Raw genomic sequence first — 17,161 nt, forward strand, 5'->3', positions numbered from 1 at the left:
CGCTCAGCCCGCCACGGGCACCACGTCGACCGCGACGCCAATCTCCTGCTCGCCAGCGGCGATGACGACGCCGCCATTCGGCGCCACGTCGACGAAGTCACGGCCGATGGCCAGCACGATGTGGTCCTCGCCGACGATGAGGCCGTTGGTGGGATCGAGCCCCCACCAGCCGAGCTCCGGTCCGCACCAGACCGACACCCAGGCATGGGTGGCGTCAGCGCCCTCAAGTCGCGGCTGGCCCTTCGGCGGGATGGTGCGCAGGAAGCCCGAGACATAGGCCGCCGGCAGGCCGAGGCCGCGCAGGCCCGAGATCATCACATGGGTAAAGTCCTGGCAGACGCCCTTGCGCATGGCGAAGGCCTTGGCCGCCGGCGTCGAGGCGTCGGTCGCCCCCGGCGCATAGGTGAAGTCGGCCTGGATGCGCTTGGCGAGGTCGAAGGCGGCCTCGAGGATCGGCCGCCCCGGCGGGAAGGAGGCGCTGGCATAGGCGCGGATGGCCGGGTCGCGCGGCACGTATGTCGAGGGAAAAAGCGCGTGGACGGGGGAGGTGGCCGACATGTCGGCACTGGCGAAGGCGGTCTCGCGCACCCGCTCCCAGGGCGGGTCCATGCCGGGCAGGGGGCGGCCCTGTCCCGTCACCTGGACGCGGGCCCGCATGTCGATGACGAGTTCGCGGTGCGGCCGGTCGAGATCGAGAAAGATGCGGCGGTTGCCGAAGAAGTCGATGTCGTCGCGCCGCTTGGCGGGCGACGGCGAGATCGTCACATCCACCCCGACGACGCGCTGGCCCGGGCGGTCCACGGGCAGGATGCGCAGCACGTGCTGGGCGAAGACCACGGAGCGCGCATAGCGATAGTCGGTGACCTGGCGCACGTCGTAGAGCATCAGAACAGATCCCCGGCGCCGCGCGGCAGGGCCCCGTCGCGATGGGTGAAATAGTGCTCCGAGATCTCGTCGGACACGGCCATCAGCCGCTGCTCGATCGCGACGATCTGCTTCACGTCCAGCGTATGGGCGTCGGCCGTCTGCAGGTCGACGCGGGCGCGGGCGATCAGCTTCTCCGGCACGTTGAGCCGGCCATCGTTCAGGTGGTTCGGCAGATGGCCGAGATGGTCGGCGATGCGCTCCACCTGGAAGGCGACGGAGCGCGGATTGTTCGGGTCGAGCATGACCAGGTCGAGCACCGGCGCCCGCGCCGCAATCATCACGTAGCGGCGGCGATAGGTGATCTGGCTGTCGGCGAGCGCCAGCATCAGGTCGAAACCGCCGGTTCCGGCGCGGCCATCGGCGAAGGTGCGGGCGAAGCGGCAGGTGGCGAGCGCCCGCTCGATGCGCTTGCCGATGGTCATGAAGTGCCAGCCCATGAGCTGGCTCATGTTCTCCTGCGACAGGCCGGAGAAGACGGCTGCCAGCCGCAGCCCCGCCTCGACCCGGTCGAGCGCGGTGCCCTCGGGCTTGGCCCCGCTTTCCGCCAGCCGCACCATGTCGCCGATGGTCTTCCAGGCGTCGGGCGAGAACCGGTCGCGAATGACGGAGGCGGCATTGAGGGCGGCCCGTGACAGCGCCAGCAGCCCGCCGGGCGCATGGCCATGCAGGACGACGGCGGCAACGGCCTGCGGATCCGCCACCGTCGGCTCCCGCGGCAGCGCCTCCCAGGACATGAGGAGTTCGATGATCCGGCGCACGACGTCGGCGCTCATCGGTTCGCCGCCGCCGACCTGGTCGCCGAGGACGCGGATCAGGCGCAGCGTGCCCTCGGCGCGCTCCATGTAGCGGGCGAGCCAGAAGAGATTGTCCGCCGCCCGGCTGGGCAGCGAGGCCGTGGCGCGCCGCAGCTCGATCTTGTCCGGCGTCGGCAGCAGCGTCGTCTCCTCGACGGGCCCGTCGCTGAGCACGCAGACATCGGAGGAACGGCCGCCGGCCTGCATGGTCACGGCGCGCGCATCGACCCGGTCGCTGATGCGGCAGAAGCCGCCGGGCATGACCTCCCAGCGGCCGTTCACCTTGGCCAGGAACAGGCGGAGGATGAAGGGGCGGGGCTCCAGATAGCCATCGCTCCAGACCGGCATGGTCGAAAGCTTCACCGCCTCCTGGGCGACGAAGTCGGAGCCACGGATGCGGATTTCTTCGGCGAGCCTCAGCTTGCGCTCGGCGTCGAGGTCGGAGGCGAGCACCGCGCCTTCGGGCAAGAGGCCCGCAATGGTCTGGGTGAAGGCCGGGGCGATGACGAAGGAATCGAGATCGGCGATGACCGCGCCGCGCTCCAGCGGCTGGCCGCACCACCAGGTCGCGACATGGGGGATGGCGAGGTCGCGGCCGAGGCGCGCGCGGGCAATCGAGGGCAGGAAGGCAAGGAGCGATCGGGCCTCGACGACGCCCGAGCCCAGCGCATTGGCCAGCGTCACGGTGCCTGAGCGGACGGCATGGACGAGACCGGCAACGCCGAGCTGCGAGCGCGGGTTGAGCTCGAGCGGATCGGCGAAATCGGCGTCCAGGCGCCGCCAGACCATTTCCAGCTTCTTGAGGCCCGAGACGGTGCGGACATAGAGGCTGTCGTCGCGCACCGTGAGGTCGGCGCCCTCGGCCAGCAGGAAGCCGAGATAGCGCGCCAGGAAGGCGTGCTCGAAATAGGTCTCGTTGAGCGGACCGGGGGTCAGCACCGCGACGCGCGAATCCGTCGCCTGGGCGTGCGAGGAAAACTCCGAGCGCAAGGCCTGGAAGAAGCCGGCCAGGCGTTCGACCGGCAGGGTGCGATGGATCTCGGGCAGGGCCCGCGACATGGCGAGGCGGTTCTGCAGGGCATAGCCCGCGCCGGACGGCGCCTGGGCCCGGTCGCCGAGCACCCACCAGCGGCCGTCCGGGCCGCGCCCCACATCGACGGCATAGTAGAGCAGGTGCGAGCCGCCCCGCGGCGGGATGCCGACGAGCGGGCGCAGGAAATCCGGCGATCCCGCCAGCGTCGCACCCGGCAGGAGCCCGTCGCGCACCAGTTCGGCCGGTCCGAACAGGTCCTTCAGCACCATGTCCAGCAGTTCGGCGCGCTCGGCGAGGCCTGCGCTCAGCGCCTTCCACTCATCCGGGGCGATGACCAGCGGCATATGGGCCAGCGGCCAGGTGCGCTCGCTGTTCTGCGGGTCGTCATAGACCCGGTAGAAGACGCCGGATTCCCGCATGTAGCGGTCGGCCCCGGCGAAGCGGCGCTCCAGCTCCCGCGGGCCGAGATCGGCCAGTGTCGCGAGGATCGGCTTCCAGTGCTCCCGCGGTTCACCGTCCGCATCGAGCATCTCGTCATAGACGCCGGACACGGGCTGATAGCGCGCCAGCATCGCCAGGATGCGTTCGGCGCGGGAATCGGTCGTGCGGTGGCCCCTGACGGTCATGCGGCCTCAATGCACCGGAGGACGGCGAAGGTCGAGGGTAGCCGGGAACTCGCCGGAGCGCTCCGAGCGCGGCGGGTCGACGAGGCCGGGCGTATGGCCGTGGTCCTGGAAGCGGGCGCGCCGCCGCGCCTCGGCCTCGTAGGCGTTGACCGGGAAGGTGTCGTAGTTGCGCCCGCCGGGATGGGCGACGTGATAGACGCAGCCGCCCATCGACCGCCGGCTCCAGGTGTCGACGATGTCGAAGGTGAGTGGCGCGTGGACCGGGATGGTCGGATGCAGGCCCGATGGCGGCTGCCAGGCCTTGAACCGCACCCCGCCGACGAACTCGCCGGTCCGGCCGGTCGGGGTGAGCGGCACGGGCCGGCCGTTGCACGCCACCGTGTGGCGCTCGGGCTGCAGGCCGAGCAGACGCACCTGCAGGCGCTCGACCGAGGAGTCGACGTAGCGCACCGTGCCGCCGATCGCGCCTTCCTCGCCGAGGACGTGCCAGGGCTCCAGCGCCTGGCGGATCTCCATGCGGACGCCCGCATGATCGACCTGGCCGGCGAGGGGAAAGCGGAACTCGAACTGCGCCTCGAACCAGGCGGGATCGAAGGCATAGCCGGCGCGCCCGAGGTCGCCGAGCACGCCGAGGAAATCCTCCCAGACGAAATGCGGCAGCATGAAGCGGTCGTGCAGCGCCGTACCCCAGCGCACCAGCGGCCCGTCCTGCGGTTCCTTCCAGAACCAGGCGATGAGGGCGCGGATGAGAAGCTGCTGGGCAAGGCTCATCCGGGCATCCGGCGGCATCTCGAAGCCGCGGAACTCCACGAGCCCGAGGCGGCCCGAGGGGCTGTCGGGCGAGAACAGCTTGTCGATGCACAGCTCGGTGCGGTGGGTGTTGCCGGTGGAATCGACCAGCAGGTTGCGGAACAGCCGGTCGACCAGCCAGGGCGCTGGCGCCTCGCCCTCGCCGGGCTTCGGCACCATGCCCATGGCGATCTCCAGCTCGTAAAGCCCGTCATGGCGAGCCTCGTCGACGCGCGGTGCCTGGCTCGTCGGGCCGATGAACATGCCGGAGAAGAGGTAGGACAGCGACGGGTGCCGCTGCCAGTAGAGCACGAGGCTCTTGAGGAGGTCCGGCCGGCGCAGGAAGGGTGAATCGGCTGGCGTCGCGCCGCCCACCACCACATGGTTGCCGCCGCCCGTGCCGGTGTGGCGGCCGTCGAGCATGAACTTCTCGGTGCCGAGCCGGGACTGCCGCGCCTCCTCGTAGAGCGTGCGGGTGATGTGGACGCAGTCGCGCCACGAGGCGGCGGGCTGCACATTGACCTCGATGACGCCGGGATCCGGGGTCACCTTGATGACGTTGAGGCGGGGATCGGTCGGCGGCGGATAGCCCTCGACATGGACGGTGAGGCCGAGCTCCTTGGCGGTCGCCTCGGTGGCAACGAGCAGCTCCAAATAATCCTCCAGCCGTTCCGTCGGCGGCATGAACACGCAGAGCTTGCCGTCCCGCGGCTCGACGGCCAGCGCCGTGCGCACCGAATTGCCCTCGGTCAGCACCTGCTCCACCTGCTGGGCCCGGTCGGCCTCGCGCTCGCGCTCCCCGGAAATGCGCTGGACGATGCGGCCCTCGATCTCCTGGGGGTCGGGGAGGTCGGACGGCACAGCACCCGGATCGGCGCTGACCACATAGGGGTAGGCGGCCGGCGGAACATAGGGCAGAGAAGCCAGCGGCAGGCGATAGCCGACGGGGCTGTCGCCGGGCACGAGAAATAGCCGTTCCCGCTTCAGCTTCCACTTCTCGGTCATCCAGCTGGAGCGCGAGGCGGCGGCGTTCCAGCGCTGGACCGGCAGCACGTAGCCGGAGGGCTCGGTCAGGCCGCGCTCGAAGACCCGCGCGATGCGGGCCCGGGCCTCGGCATCCTCGAGCTTTGAATCCAGCGGGTCGACATTGACCGGCAGTTCCGCCTCCTTCAGCACCCAGTGCGCCGGGTCCTCCCAGGCGGGGATGGCGGAGTCGCTGTCGAGGCCGAGCTTGTCGGCGATGCCGGAGACGAGGGCCGCCGCGCCGTCGATGGTCGCAGGCTCGGTGCCGGTCTCCTTGGCGATGAGGCTCTCGTCGCGCCAGATCGGCTTGCCGTCGCGGCGCCAGTAGAGCGCGAAGGTCCAGCGCGGCAGGCTCTCGCCCGGATACCACTTGCCCTGGCCGTAATGCAGGAAGCCTCCGGGGGCGAAGGCCTCGCGCAGGCGGCGGATGAGCACGTCGGCGCGGTCGCGCTTCATCGGCCCGACGGCGCCGGAATTCCATTCCTCGCCCTCGTAATCGTCGATGGAGATGAAGGTCGGCTCGCCGCCCATGGTGAGGCGCACGTCATTGGCCACGAGATCGGCATCGACGGCCGCGCCAAGCGCGTCGAGCCGCTCCCAGGCATCATCCGAGAAGGGCGCGGTCACGCGCGGCCGCTCGTCGACGCGGTCGACGCGCATGTCGAAGGCAAAGCTCACCTCGGCCGGGTCCACCGCACCGGAGATCGGCGCGGCCGAGCGGTAATGCGGCGTCGCGGCGAGCGGGATGTGTCCCTCGCCGCAGAGCAGGCCCGATGTCGGGTCGAGGCCGATCCAGCCGGCGCCCGGCACATAGATCTCCGTCCAGGCGTGGAGGTCGGTGAAGTCCTTGTCGGTGCCGGCGGGGCCGTCGAGGGCCTGGAGGTCCGGCTTCAGCTGGATGAGGTAGCCGGAGACGAAGCGGGCGGCGAGGCCGAGGCGGCGGGCGAGCTGGACCAGCAGCCAGGCCGAATCGCGGCAGGAGCCCGAGGCGCGCTCCAGCGTTTCGTCCGGGGTCTGCACGCCCGGCTCCATGCGGATGACGTAGCGGATCTCCTCCTGCAGCCGCTGGTTCAGCGCGACGAGGAAATTCACCGTCTGCATGGGCTCGCGCGGAATGGCGGCGAGATAGCGCTCGAAATGCTCCTCGGTCGGCTCGGTCACCAGATAGGGCGCGAGCTCCTCGGCGAGGTTCGGCGCATAGGTGAAGGGGAAGGTCTCGGCATAGGCCTCGATGAAGAAGTCGAAGGGATTGACCACCGCCATGTCGGCGACGAGGTCCACCGTCACCGAGAATTCCGTGGTCTTCTCGGGGAAGACGAAGCGGGCGAGCCAGTTGCCGTGCGGGTCCTGCTGCCAGTTCACGAAATGCTGCTCGGGCACCACCTTGAGCGAGTAGCTCGGCACCGCCGTGCGGCTGTGAGGCGCCGGGCGGAGGCGGATGACCTGGGGGCCGAGGGTGACCGGCCGGTCATAGAGATAACGCGTGACGTGATGGAGCTTCGCGAGAATGGCCATGGAACCGATGGGTAACGGGTGCTGCGCGACCGGTCAAAGAAAAGAGCCGCCGGCAAAACCCTAGCAAGCTTCGCGCCGCAGCCATCCATGCGGCGGGGTTTCCAAGCGCGCGCTCCCGCCCGATAAACCCGGCGCGGAGACACGACCATGCCCCTGACCTTCCCCGGACCCGACGATCATGCCGACCTGCGCGAGGCCGTGCGCGACCTCTGCGGCCGCTACGACGACGCCTATTGGCGCAGGATCGACGAGGAACGCGGCTATCCCGAAGCCTTCACCGAGGAGCTGACCAAGGCCGGCTGGCTCGCCGCCCTCATCCCCACCGAATATGGCGGCTCGGGCCTCGGGCTGACGGAAGCCTCCATCATCATGGAGGAGATCAACCGGTCGGGGGGCAATTCCGGCGCCGTCCATGGCCAGATGTACAATATGGGCACGATCCTGCGCGGCGGCTCGGATGAGCAGAAGGCGCGCTACCTGCCCAAGATCGCGGCGGGGGAGCTGCGCCTCCAGACCATGGCGGTGACCGAGCCGACAACCGGCACGGACACGACCAAGCTGAAGACCACAGCGGTGCGCAAGGGCGACCGCTATGTCGTCAACGGCCAGAAGGTCTGGACCAGCCGCGTCCAGCATTCCGACCTCATGGTGCTGCTCGCCCGCACCACCCCGCTCGACCAGGTGCGCAAGAAGTCCGATGGTCTCTCGGTCTTCCTCGTCGACCTGCGCGAGGCGATCGGCAAGGGCATGACGGTCCGCCCCATCCGCAACATGGTCAACCACGAGACCAACGAGGTCTTCTTCGACGACCTGGAAATCCCTGCCGAGAACCTGATCGGCGAGGAGGGCAGGGGCTTCAAGACCATCCTCTCCGGCCTCAATGCCGAGCGCACGCTGATCGCCGCCGAATGCATCGGCGACGGCTACTGGTTCATCGACCGGGCGAAGAAGTACGGCAGCGAGCGAATCGTCTTCGACCGGCCCATCGCGCAGAACCAGGGCGTGCAGTTCCCCATCGCCCGGGCCTATGTGAACATCCGCGCCGCCGATCTCATGCGCTTCAACGCCGCCGCGCTCTGCGATGCCGGCGAGGAGTTCGGCGCCGAGGCCAACATGGCCAAGCTGCTGGCGGCTGACGCCTCCTTCGAGGCCGCCAACGCCTGCATCCAGACCCATGGCGGTTTCGGATTTGCCGCCGACTATGACGTCGAGCGCAAGTTCCGCGAGACGCGGCTCTACCAGGTGGCGCCCATCTCGACGAACCTCATCCTCGCCTATGTCGGCGAACACGTGCTCGGCATGCCGCGCTCATACTAGCCCTGCGCCGCAAGGCCGTGCCGCGACGCGGTTCGGCCTTGACGCCGCCGCCTTTTTCCGGCCTTCGATGGCTGCACACCCGGATCGGGGATTGTCGTGCAGCTTTACCTTCCCATCGCCGAACTGCCCGTCAACATGCTCCTCATCCTGGGCATGGGGCTGGCGATCGGTTTCATCTCCGGCATGTTCGGGGTGGGCGGCGGCTTCCTTCTGACACCGCTCCTCATCTTCATCGGCATCCCGCCGGCCGTGGCCGTCGCCTCGGTCTCCGGCCAGATCGCCGCCTCCTCGCTCTCCGGCACGCTCAGCTACTGGCGCAAGAACGCGGTGGACGCCAAGCTGGTGGGGGTCTTGCTCTCCGGCAGCATGGTCGGCACCGCGGCCGGCGTCCTCGTCTTCTCGCTCTTGCGTCGGGAAGGCCAGCTCGACCTGTTCATCGCGCTCTCCTACGTGACCCTGCTCGGCGGCATCGGCCTGCTCATGGTCATCGAGAGCGGCCGTGCCATCCGGCGCGCCCGGTCCGGCGAGCCGCCGAAGCTGCCGCCGGCGCGCGACCGCCGCATCGCCTCGTCGCTGCCTTTCGTCATGCATTTCCCGCGCTCGCGCATCACCGTCTCGGCCATTCCCGTCATCGCCATCGGCCTTGGCATCGGCTTTCTCGGCTCGATGATGGGCATTGGCGGCGGCTTCCTGCTGGTGCCGGCGCTCATCTACCTGCTGCGCGTCTCCACCACCGTCGTCATCGGCACCTCGAGCCTGCAGACCCTCGCGACCATGCTCATGGCGGTGGTCTTCCACGCGATCACCAATGCCTCGGTGGATGTGGTTCTTGCCCTGCTGCTGATGATCGGCGGGGTCATCGGCGCGCAGTTCGGCGCCCGCACCTCGCTCGCCATGAAGGGCGAGGAACTGCGCCTCCTCCTCGGCCTCGTCGTGCTGGCTGTCGGCGTCCGCTTCCTCATCGACCTCGTGGTGCAGCCGGACGATCCCTTCTCCAACACCGTCATCGAATGGGTTGGCCGCACATGAGCCGGCTGGCCGCCCTGCTGGTGCTGCTGCTGGCCGCCGGGACGGCTCGCGCCGAGACGATGATCACCTCGCTCTCGACCCACCGGCTGCAGATCACCTCCAATTTCGTCGGCTCCCAGATCGTGCTGTTCGGCGCCATCGAGCGCGACGCGCAGACGATTTCGCGCGCCGGCGGCTATGACCTTGCCGTGGTGGTCCGCGGGCCAAAGGCCCGCGTCGTGACCCGGCAGAAGTCCAGGGTCTTCGGCATCTGGATGAACACCGACGGCCGCGAGTTCGTCGATGTGCCGAGCTTCTATGCGCTGCTCGGCAACAAGCCGGCATCCGATCTCGCCGATCTCGACCTCAGGGCCCGTCAGCAGATCGGCATCGACGCCATCACCGCGATCACGCCGCGGCTCGGCACCAACCCCAACATGACGCCGGCCTTCCGCGAGGCTTTCCTGCGCATCAACCGCGCCAAGGGCCTCTATGTCGAGAACCCCACCGGCGTGACCTTCCTCACGCCGAATCTGTTCCGCGCCAACATCCCGATCGTGCCGAACACCCCGGTTGGCACCTTCGACGTGGATATCTATCTCATCTCCGGCGGCGTCATCCTCGCCCGCGAGAGCACCAATTTCGAAGTGGCCAAGACCGGCTTCGAGGCCTTCGTCGCCAATGCCGCGCGGGATCAGGGCCTGTTCTACGGGCTTGCCGCCGCCATGCTGGCGCTTGTCACCGGCTGGGTCGCCAGCGTCGCCTTCCGGCGCGACTGACATGCCGTCATCCTCCCGTCTCGCCGCCATGGCAGGCCGCAAGGGTCGGCAAAGGACCAGCGCATGACCGAGGAGATCGACAGGAACTGGCGCGAGGGCTGGGCCGGACGCTGGTTCCTCTATGCATGCGCGCTCACCCTGGCGGCGACGCTGATCTTCGGCGCCGGATTGTCCTGGCCCTTCGCGCTCGGCGCCGGCCTGACCGTCGTCCTCGCCGGCTTCGTGGTGCGCCTGCGGCCGAAGGGTCGTGCGCCGCTGGAGGAGACGCTGCTCGCCCGCCGCGCCGCCCGCCTCACAGATCTGACGGTGGAGGGCCTGATGGCCGCCATGCCGGTCCCCGCGGTGCTGCTCGACCCCAAGCTCGTCGTCCGCACCCACAATGCCGCGGCCACCCGCCTGCTGCCGGGCCTGCGCCGGGGCGAGCCGCTGATGCTCTTCCTGCGCGCACCGGAGGTCGTCGACGTGGTGCGCAGGGCGCTCGCCGCCAACACGCCGCAGGTCATCGACTATCAGGAGCGCGTTCCGGTGGCGCGCTGGTTCGGGGTCGACGCGGTGCCAGTGGCCATCACCTCCGAGGCCCGCGACGGCGTGCGCCCCGATTACATCCTCATGGTGCTGCGCGACCTCACCGAGGAGCGGCGGCTGGAGCGGCTGCGCGCCGACTTCGTCGCCAATGCCAGCCACGAATTGCGCACGCCCCTCGCGTCGGTTCTCGGCTTCATCGAGACGATCCAGGGACCCGCGCGCAACGACCCCGCGGCCCGCGACCGCTTCCTCGACATCATGCTGACCCAGGCGCGGCGCATGTCGCGCCTCATCGACGACCTCCTGTCGCTGTCGCGGGTGGAGCTGAACGAGCATGTGCGGCCGACCGAGATCGTTGATCTCGTCAGCCTCATCGCGCAGCTCCGCGACACCCTCGTCCAGGGCGCGGCCGACCAGGGCGTCACCATCGAGATCGCGGCCGCCGAGGCGGCCCTCCGGGTGCGCGGCGATGCCGACGAACTGTTCCGCCTCTTCGAGAACCTTGTCCAGAACGCGGTGAAATATGGCGGGGCCGGCGGCCGCGTGGTCGTCTCGCTCGATGCCGAGGGACGGGATGGCCGGCCGACCGAGGCCGTGGTGACCGTTCGCGATTTCGGTCCCGGCATTCCCGCCGAGCACCTGCCGCGCCTCACCGAGCGCTTCTACCGTGTCGATGTCGCATCGAGCCGCGACAAGGGCGGGACCGGCCTCGGCCTCGCTCTGGTCAAGCACATCGTCAACCGCCACCGCGGCAAGCTCTCCATCGCCAGCACGCCCGGGGAGGGAGCGGCCTTCACGGTCCGGCTGGAGCTCGCCAGCGATGAAACGGCGGCCGCCGCCACGCCGCCGGATGGCGCAGCCCCTGTTTGAGGGCGGCTCGTCGTAAATCTGTCAACATATTGAAATCGCGGCGTAACAAGTGTCATTGATGCGTCACGGGAGGGGCCTAGAAGAGGCCCGCGGTCGCCGTGGACCGACCCGGCCGCCAGCTGTTGGAGCCTGCCATGACCGAACACACCGTCAGCGCCTACGAGAATGAGCTCAAGGGCCTGGCCCAGCGCGTCGCGGAGATGGGCGGGCTCGCCGAGAAGCAGATCGTCGGGTCGATCGATGCGCTCATGCGCAACGACCACGCGCTCGCCCAGCAGGTGCGCGCCGCCGATGGCCAGGTCGATGCGCTGCAGCGCGAGATCGAGGAGGTCGGCATCCTCATCATCGCCAAGCGCCAGCCCATGGCCATCGACCTGCGCGAGATCGTCGGCGCCCTGCGCATCGCGGCCGACCTCGAGCGCATCGCCGACCTCGCCAAGAGCAATGCCAAGCGCGTTCTCGCCATGAACGGCACGCAGTCGCTTCCGAAGGTCACCGGCGGCTTCGACGCCATGGCCCGCCTCGCCATGGAGCGGGTGAAGCAGGTGCTCGACGCCTATGCCCAGCGCGACGTCGCGGCCGCCCTCGAGGTCTGGGGCGCCGACGGCGACATCGACGCCCTCTACAATTCCCTGTTCCGCGAGCTGCTCACCTACATGCTCGAGGATCCCCGCAACATCGGTCCCTGCACCCACCTCCTGTTCTGCGCCAAGAACCTGGAGCGGATCGGCGACCACGCCACCAACATCGCCGAGACCATCCACTACATGGTCAATGGCGTGGCCCTGGTCGACGAGCGCCCGAAGCTCGACACGATCAGCATGGTTCCGGTGGCGTGAGCCCCGCACGGGCACGGCCTGCGACGAAACGGAGCGAGCGATGACCGCACGCATCATGGTGGTCGAAGACGAAGAGCCGATCACCGTCCTCCTGCGCTACAACCTCGAGGCTGAAGGCTATCAGGTCGAGGTGGTCGGGCGCGGCGATGAGGCCGAAGTGCGGTTGCGCGAGGCGGTGCCGGATCTCGTCCTGCTCGACTGGATGCTGCCGGGCCTCTCGGGCATCGAGCTCTGCCGCCGCATCCGCGTGCGTCCGGAGACGGAGCGCCTGCCGGTCATCATGCTCACCGCGCGCGGCGAGGAGGGCGAGCGCGTGCGCGGGCTCGCCACCGGCGCCGACGACTATGTGGTGAAGCCCTTCTCGGTTCCCGAGCTGCTCGCCCGCATCCGCGCCCTGCTGCGCCGGGCCAAGCCCGAGCATCTCTCCAGCGTCCTCAAGTCCGGCGACATCGAGCTCGACCGCGAGACGCGCCGCGTCCACCGCGCCGGCCGTGAGATCAATCTTGGGCCCACCGAGTTCCGCCTGCTGGAATTCCTCATGCAGTCGCCGGGCCGGGTTTATACCCGCGAGCAGCTGCTGGACGGCGTCTGGGGCCGCGACGTCTACATCGACGAGCGCACGGTCGACGTCCATATCGGCCGGTTGCGCAAGGCGGTGAAGCGCGGCCGGGAGGCGGATCCGATCCGCACCGTGCGCGGCTCGGGCTATTCCTTCAACGAGCGCTTCGCCGGCGGCGCCGCCTGAGGCGGTCAGGCCTCGAGGCTCTCCTTGAGGATCTCCAGCTCCAGCCAGCGGTCCTCGGCCGCCGACAAGTCGCCCTGCGCCTTGGTCATTGCGGCGCTCGCCTTGTCGAAGGCGGCGCGGTCGCGGGCATAGAGGCCGGGATCGGCGAGGATCGCCTGCAGCTTGGTGATGTCGCGCTGCAGCGCCTCCATCCGGGCGGGCAGGGTGTCGAGGTCGTGCTTGTCCTTGAAGGACAGCTTCCGGCGCTGCTGGTCCGCCGGCTTCTCGGTGCGTGGCGCGGGAGCGGCGGCGCTCTCGGCCTTCGGCTTCTCCACCGTGCGGGCCGAGACGCCCGCCCCGCGCTGCATCACCATGTCCGAATAGCCGCCGGCATATTCGATCCAGCGTCCCGCGCCTTCGCTCACCAGCACCGAGGTGCAGACGCGGTCGAGGAAGTCGCGGTCATGGGAGACGAGGATCACCGTGCCGGGGAAATCCGTCAGCATCTCCTGCAGGAGATCGAGGGTCTCGAGGTCGAGGTCGTTGGTCGGCTCGTCGAGGACCAGCAGGTTCGCCGGGCTTGCCAGCGCCCGCGCCAGCATCAGCCGGCCGCGCTCGCCGCCGGACAGGACACCCAGCGGCGTGCCCTTCTGTTCGGGAGCGAAGAGGAAGTCCTTCATGTAGCCGACGACGTGGCGGTTCTCGCCATTGATCGTCACGTAGTCGCCGCGCCCGCGCGTCAGCGCCTCGGCGAGCGGCATGGCCGGGTCGAGTTCGTCGCGCTTCTGGTCGAGATTGGCCATGGCGAGGTTGGTGCCGAGCTCGATCGACCCTGAATCGGGGGGCAGCACACCGGTCAGCATCTTGACCAGCGTGGTCTTGCCCGCGCCATTCGCCCCGACAATGCCGAGCCGGTCGCCCCGCAGGATGCGGATGGTGAGGTTGTCGACAATCGCGCCGTCGCCGAAATGCTTGGAGATGCCGCGCGCCTCGACGACGCGCTTGCCCGACAGGTCGGCATCGCTCACCGAAATCGACACGGTGCCGACGGCCTTGCGGTGTTCGCGGAAATCCTTGCGCAGGGTGTGCAGGTTGGCGAGGCGGCGGACATTGCGCTTGCGCCGCGCCGAGACGCCATAGCGCAGCCAGTGCTCCTCGCGGGCGATCTGCCGGTCGAGCTTGTGCTGCTCCTTCTCCTCCTGCTCCAGCACCTCGTCGCGCCAGGCCTCGAAATGGGCAAAGCCCTTCTCGAGCCGCCGCGTGACGCCGCGGTCGAGCCAGACGGTGGTGCGCGACAGGTTTTCCAGGAACCGCCGGTCATGGCTGATCATGACGATGGCCGAGGGCAGGCGCTTCAGCGTCTTTTCCAGCCATTCGATGGCCGGCAGGTCGAGGTGGTTGGTCGGCTCGTCGAGGATGAGCACGTCCGGCTCCGGCGCGATGGCATGGGCGAGCGCCGCGCGCTTCGCCTCGCCCCCGGAAAGCGAGGCGGTGCCTTCCTCGCCGGTCAGCCCCAGTTCCTCCAGCAGCATCCGGGCGCGATATGGGTCATCGCCCGGCCCGAGGCCGCTCTCCACGTAGGCGAGGGTGGTCGGATATGCCGAGAGGTCCGGCTCCTGAAGGAGGTAACGGATCGTCGCCGTCGGCTGGGCGAAGCGGCTGCCGGAATCAGCCTCCACCAGGCCCGCGGCGATCTTCAGCAGCGTCGACTTGCCCGAACCGTTGCGGCCGACCAGCGCCAGCCGGTCGCCGGCCTCCACCGACAGCGCGGCGGCGGTGAGCAAGGGCGTGCCACCGAAGGTGAGGGCGATGTCCTGGAGCTGAAGAAGGGGAGGAGCCATGGCCCGCCGTCTAGCATCCCCGCGCCGCTCGTGCACCCTGTCGCCACAGCGATTCTGACCGTGGTGCCGCCATGCGCATGCTCGTCGTCTATTGCCATCCCTGTCCCGAGAGCTTCACCGCCGCGGTGCGCGACCGCGCGCTTGCGGCGCTTGCCGCCGCGGGCCACGAAACCCGGCTCATCGACCTCCACGGCGAGGGTTTCAACCCCGTCATGGATGCGCAGGAGCGGCGGGACTATCACACGCAAGGGCTCAACGAGGCCCCCGTCGCCGCCCATCTCGACGCCCTGCGGTGGGCCGAGGGCCTGCTCTTCGTCTATCCGACCTGGTGGTATGGCCTCCCCGCCATGCTCAAGGGCTGGCTCGACCGCGTCTGGGTGCCGCATGCCACCTTCACCATGCCCTCGGGGGGCAAGCCCATCGGCCGCGTGCTGACGCAGATCCGCTTCATCGGCGCGGTCTCGACGCTGGGCTCGCCCTGGTGGTGGTGGCGGCTCGTCATGGCCGAGCCCGGCCGCCGGACGCTGCTGCGGGGGCTGCGCCCGCTCGTCAATCCGCGCTGCCGGACCCTTTGGCTGGCGCTGCACCAGATGGACACGGCGGGAGATGCCGAGCGACGGGCCTTCCTCGACAAGGTCGAGGCCAGGCTGAAGGCGCTGCGCTAGAGCCTCAGTCGAAGAGGCTCGACACGCTCTCCTCGCTCGCCGTGCGGGCGATGGCCTCGCCGATGAGCGTGGCGACCGAGAGGGTGCGGATGTTGCGGGCGACGCGCACGGCCTCGGTCGGCTGGATGGAATCGGTGATCACCAGCTCCTTCAGCTTGGAGGCGGTGATGCGGGCGACCGCGCCGCCGGACAGCACGCCGTGGGTGATGTAGGCCGAGACGTCCTTGGCGCCGCGAGCGAGCAGCGCCTCGGCGGCATTCACCAGCGTGCCGCCGGAATCGACGATGTCGTCGACGAGGATGCAGCTCTTGCCCTCGACATCGCCGATGACATTCATGACCTCGCTCTCGCCCGGGCGCTCGCGCCGCTTGTCGACGATGGCGAGAAGGGCGTCGATGCGCTTGGCGAGCGCGCGGGCGCGCACCACGCCGCCGACGTCAGGCGAGACGACCATGACGTCCTCGATGCTGCGGCTCTCCTTGATGTCCTTGGCGAGCAGGGGCGCGGCGAAGAGGTTGTCGGTCGGGATGTCGAAGAAGCCCTGGATCTGCCCGGCATGGAGGTCGAGCGTCATGACGCGGTCGGCGCCGGCCTGGGTGATGAGGTTCGCCACCAGCTTGGCCGAGATCGGCGTGCGGGAGCCCGACCGGCGGTCCTGGCGGGCATAGCCGAAATAGGGGATCACCGCGGTGATGCGCTTGGCCGAGGACCGGCGCAGCGCGTCGCAGATGATCAGCAGCTCCATCAGGTGGTCGTTCGTCGGGAAGGACGTGGACTGGACGATGTAGACGTCCTCGCCGCGCACGTTCTCCTGGATCTCGACGAAGATCTCCATGTCGGCGAAACGCCGCACGGAGGCCTTGGTGAGCGACGTGTTCAGATAGGCACCGATCGCTTCTGCAAGCGGCCGGTTTGAGTTGCCGGAAACGATCTTGATCCCGGATTTTCGCGACATTGGAACGTTTCTCGCGGCGGCGACGGTGGCGCCCTCTTAGCAACCTGTCCCCCCTGCCACAATGCCGCAGCGCGGCAAGCAACAGCGCAATCAACAGGGTGTGACGGGAGAGTGACGATTCCGCGGGGCTCTGCGTGCCGCCTGGCGATACGCTTCAGCCCTGAAGGGCGATTCCCGCGATGTGGCGGCCGTAATCCGCCTCGTGACGATGCGTCGTGCGCCGGTAGGAGTAGAAGCGCTGTTCGTCCGGATAGGTGTCGAGGCCGAGATCATCGACGGCCGCGACACCGGCCGCCGTCAGGCGATGGGCGATAAAGCCCGGCAGGTCGAACTGCGCATGGCCGGGCTTGCCTGGCGCGAAGAAGCGGCCATAGGCCTCGTCGGCACTGCGGAACTGGTCGACGAAGGCCTGGCTCACCTCATAGCTCGGCTGGCGGATGAGCGGGCCGATGGCGGTGCGGATGCGGCTGCGATCGGCGCCGAGCTTCTCCATGGCGACGATGGTTGCCTCCAGGATGCCACCGATGGCGCCCTTCCAGCCCGCATGGGCGGCGCCGACGACGCCCGCCTCGGCATCGGCGAAGAGCACCGGGCCGCAATCGGCCGAGGCGACCCCGCAGGCAATGCCCGGAACTTTCGTCACCACGGCATCGGCCTTCGGCCGCTCGCCGCCGTCATGCGGCCGCTCCGCGACGACCACGAGGTCCGAATGGATCTGGTAGCAGGAGATCAGCGCATCCGGGCCGACGCCGAGCGTCTCCGCCATCCGCCGCCGGTTCTCGCGGACGCGGTCGGGATGGTCGGCCGAGCCGAGCCCGGCATTCAGCGAGGCATAGAGCCCCTCCGACACGCCGCCTTCGCGGGTGAAGAAGGCATGGCGGATGCCGGGCAGGGCGGAGAGGGTGCCAGAGGTCACGTACATGGGGGAAGC

At 69.1% G+C, this 17,161-nt stretch carries 13 protein-coding genes; 7 read left to right on the forward strand and 6 right to left on the reverse strand.

Annotated features, from left to right (window positions below; genetic code table 11):
• Positions 1-3 precede the first annotated feature (3 nt).
• Genes C8P69_RS03600 through C8P69_RS03610 form a run of 3 tightly spaced genes read right to left on the reverse strand, consistent with a single transcriptional unit; the run spans position 4 to position 6,707 of the window.
• Positions 4-885, reverse strand: coding sequence for a transglutaminase family protein (locus C8P69_RS03600; protein ID WP_108174474.1), 882 nt, complete (start codon positions 883-885; stop codon positions 4-6).
• Entirely contained in the window at positions 885-3,380 is a 2,496-nt protein-coding gene (locus C8P69_RS03605) for a circularly permuted type 2 ATP-grasp protein (protein WP_245901842.1), read from the reverse strand. The genes C8P69_RS03600 and C8P69_RS03605 overlap by 1 nt, the downstream gene beginning before the upstream one ends.
• Positions 3,381-3,386: 6 nt before the next feature.
• Positions 3,387-6,707, reverse strand: coding sequence for a transglutaminase family protein (locus C8P69_RS03610; RefSeq protein ID WP_108174475.1), 3,321 nt, complete (start codon positions 6,705-6,707; stop codon positions 3,387-3,389).
• Between the two features lie 147 nt (positions 6,708-6,854).
• Between C8P69_RS03610 and C8P69_RS03615 the strand changes: the two genes are divergently transcribed.
• From C8P69_RS03615 to phoB, 6 genes are all read left to right on the forward strand, one after another.
• Positions 6,855-8,024: an acyl-CoA dehydrogenase family protein gene (locus tag C8P69_RS03615; RefSeq protein WP_108174476.1), complete on the forward strand. Its 1,170-nt coding sequence runs from the start codon at positions 6,855-6,857 to the stop codon at positions 8,022-8,024.
• A 96-nt stretch (positions 8,025-8,120) separates the two neighbouring features.
• Positions 8,121-9,053 (forward strand): sulfite exporter TauE/SafE family protein, encoded by a 933-nt coding sequence (locus C8P69_RS03620; RefSeq protein WP_108174477.1) that lies wholly within the window; start codon positions 8,121-8,123, stop codon positions 9,051-9,053.
• Positions 9,050-9,811 (forward strand): TIGR02186 family protein, encoded by a 762-nt coding sequence (locus C8P69_RS03625; RefSeq protein ID WP_170118105.1) that lies wholly within the window; start codon positions 9,050-9,052, stop codon positions 9,809-9,811. The genes C8P69_RS03620 and C8P69_RS03625 overlap by 4 nt, the downstream gene beginning before the upstream one ends.
• Positions 9,812-9,874: 63 nt before the next feature.
• Complete coding sequence (locus C8P69_RS03630; RefSeq protein WP_108174479.1) at positions 9,875-11,206, forward strand: ATP-binding protein; 1,332 nt, start codon at positions 9,875-9,877, stop codon at positions 11,204-11,206.
• A gap of 134 nt (positions 11,207-11,340) precedes the next feature.
• Positions 11,341-12,045, forward strand: coding sequence for a phosphate signaling complex protein PhoU (phoU, locus tag C8P69_RS03635; RefSeq protein ID WP_108174480.1), 705 nt, complete (start codon positions 11,341-11,343; stop codon positions 12,043-12,045).
• A gap of 40 nt (positions 12,046-12,085) precedes the next feature.
• Positions 12,086-12,790: a phosphate regulon transcriptional regulator PhoB gene (phoB, locus tag C8P69_RS03640; RefSeq protein ID WP_108174481.1), complete on the forward strand. Its 705-nt coding sequence runs from the start codon at positions 12,086-12,088 to the stop codon at positions 12,788-12,790.
• A 5-nt stretch (positions 12,791-12,795) separates the two neighbouring features.
• On the opposite strand, the gene C8P69_RS03645 is transcribed toward phoB, so the two are convergent.
• Positions 12,796-14,610, reverse strand: a complete 1,815-nt coding sequence (locus C8P69_RS03645; RefSeq protein WP_108174482.1) for an ABC-F family ATP-binding cassette domain-containing protein — start codon at positions 14,608-14,610, stop codon at positions 12,796-12,798.
• A gap of 71 nt (positions 14,611-14,681) precedes the next feature.
• Here C8P69_RS03645 and C8P69_RS03650 point away from each other — a divergent pair, with 71 nt between their 5' ends.
• Positions 14,682-15,275 carry an NAD(P)H-dependent oxidoreductase gene (locus C8P69_RS03650; RefSeq protein WP_108174483.1) on the forward strand — a complete coding sequence of 198 codons (594 nt, stop codon included), beginning with the start codon at positions 14,682-14,684 and terminating at the stop codon, positions 15,273-15,275.
• A gap of 4 nt (positions 15,276-15,279) precedes the next feature.
• On the opposite strand, the gene C8P69_RS03655 is transcribed toward C8P69_RS03650, so the two are convergent.
• Together C8P69_RS03655 and pgeF are read right to left on the reverse strand one after the other, a co-directional pair.
• Complete coding sequence (locus C8P69_RS03655) at positions 15,280-16,230, reverse strand: ribose-phosphate pyrophosphokinase (protein ID WP_108174484.1); 951 nt, start codon at positions 16,228-16,230, stop codon at positions 15,280-15,282.
• Between the two features lie 154 nt (positions 16,231-16,384).
• Positions 16,385-17,152: a peptidoglycan editing factor PgeF gene (gene pgeF, locus C8P69_RS03660; protein ID WP_108174485.1), complete on the reverse strand. Its 768-nt coding sequence runs from the start codon at positions 17,150-17,152 to the stop codon at positions 16,385-16,387.
• Between the last annotated feature and the right edge of the window lie 9 nt (positions 17,153-17,161).

Source organism: Phreatobacter oligotrophus, assembly GCF_003046185.1.
GTDB lineage: Bacteria > Pseudomonadota > Alphaproteobacteria > Rhizobiales > Phreatobacteraceae > Phreatobacter > Phreatobacter oligotrophus.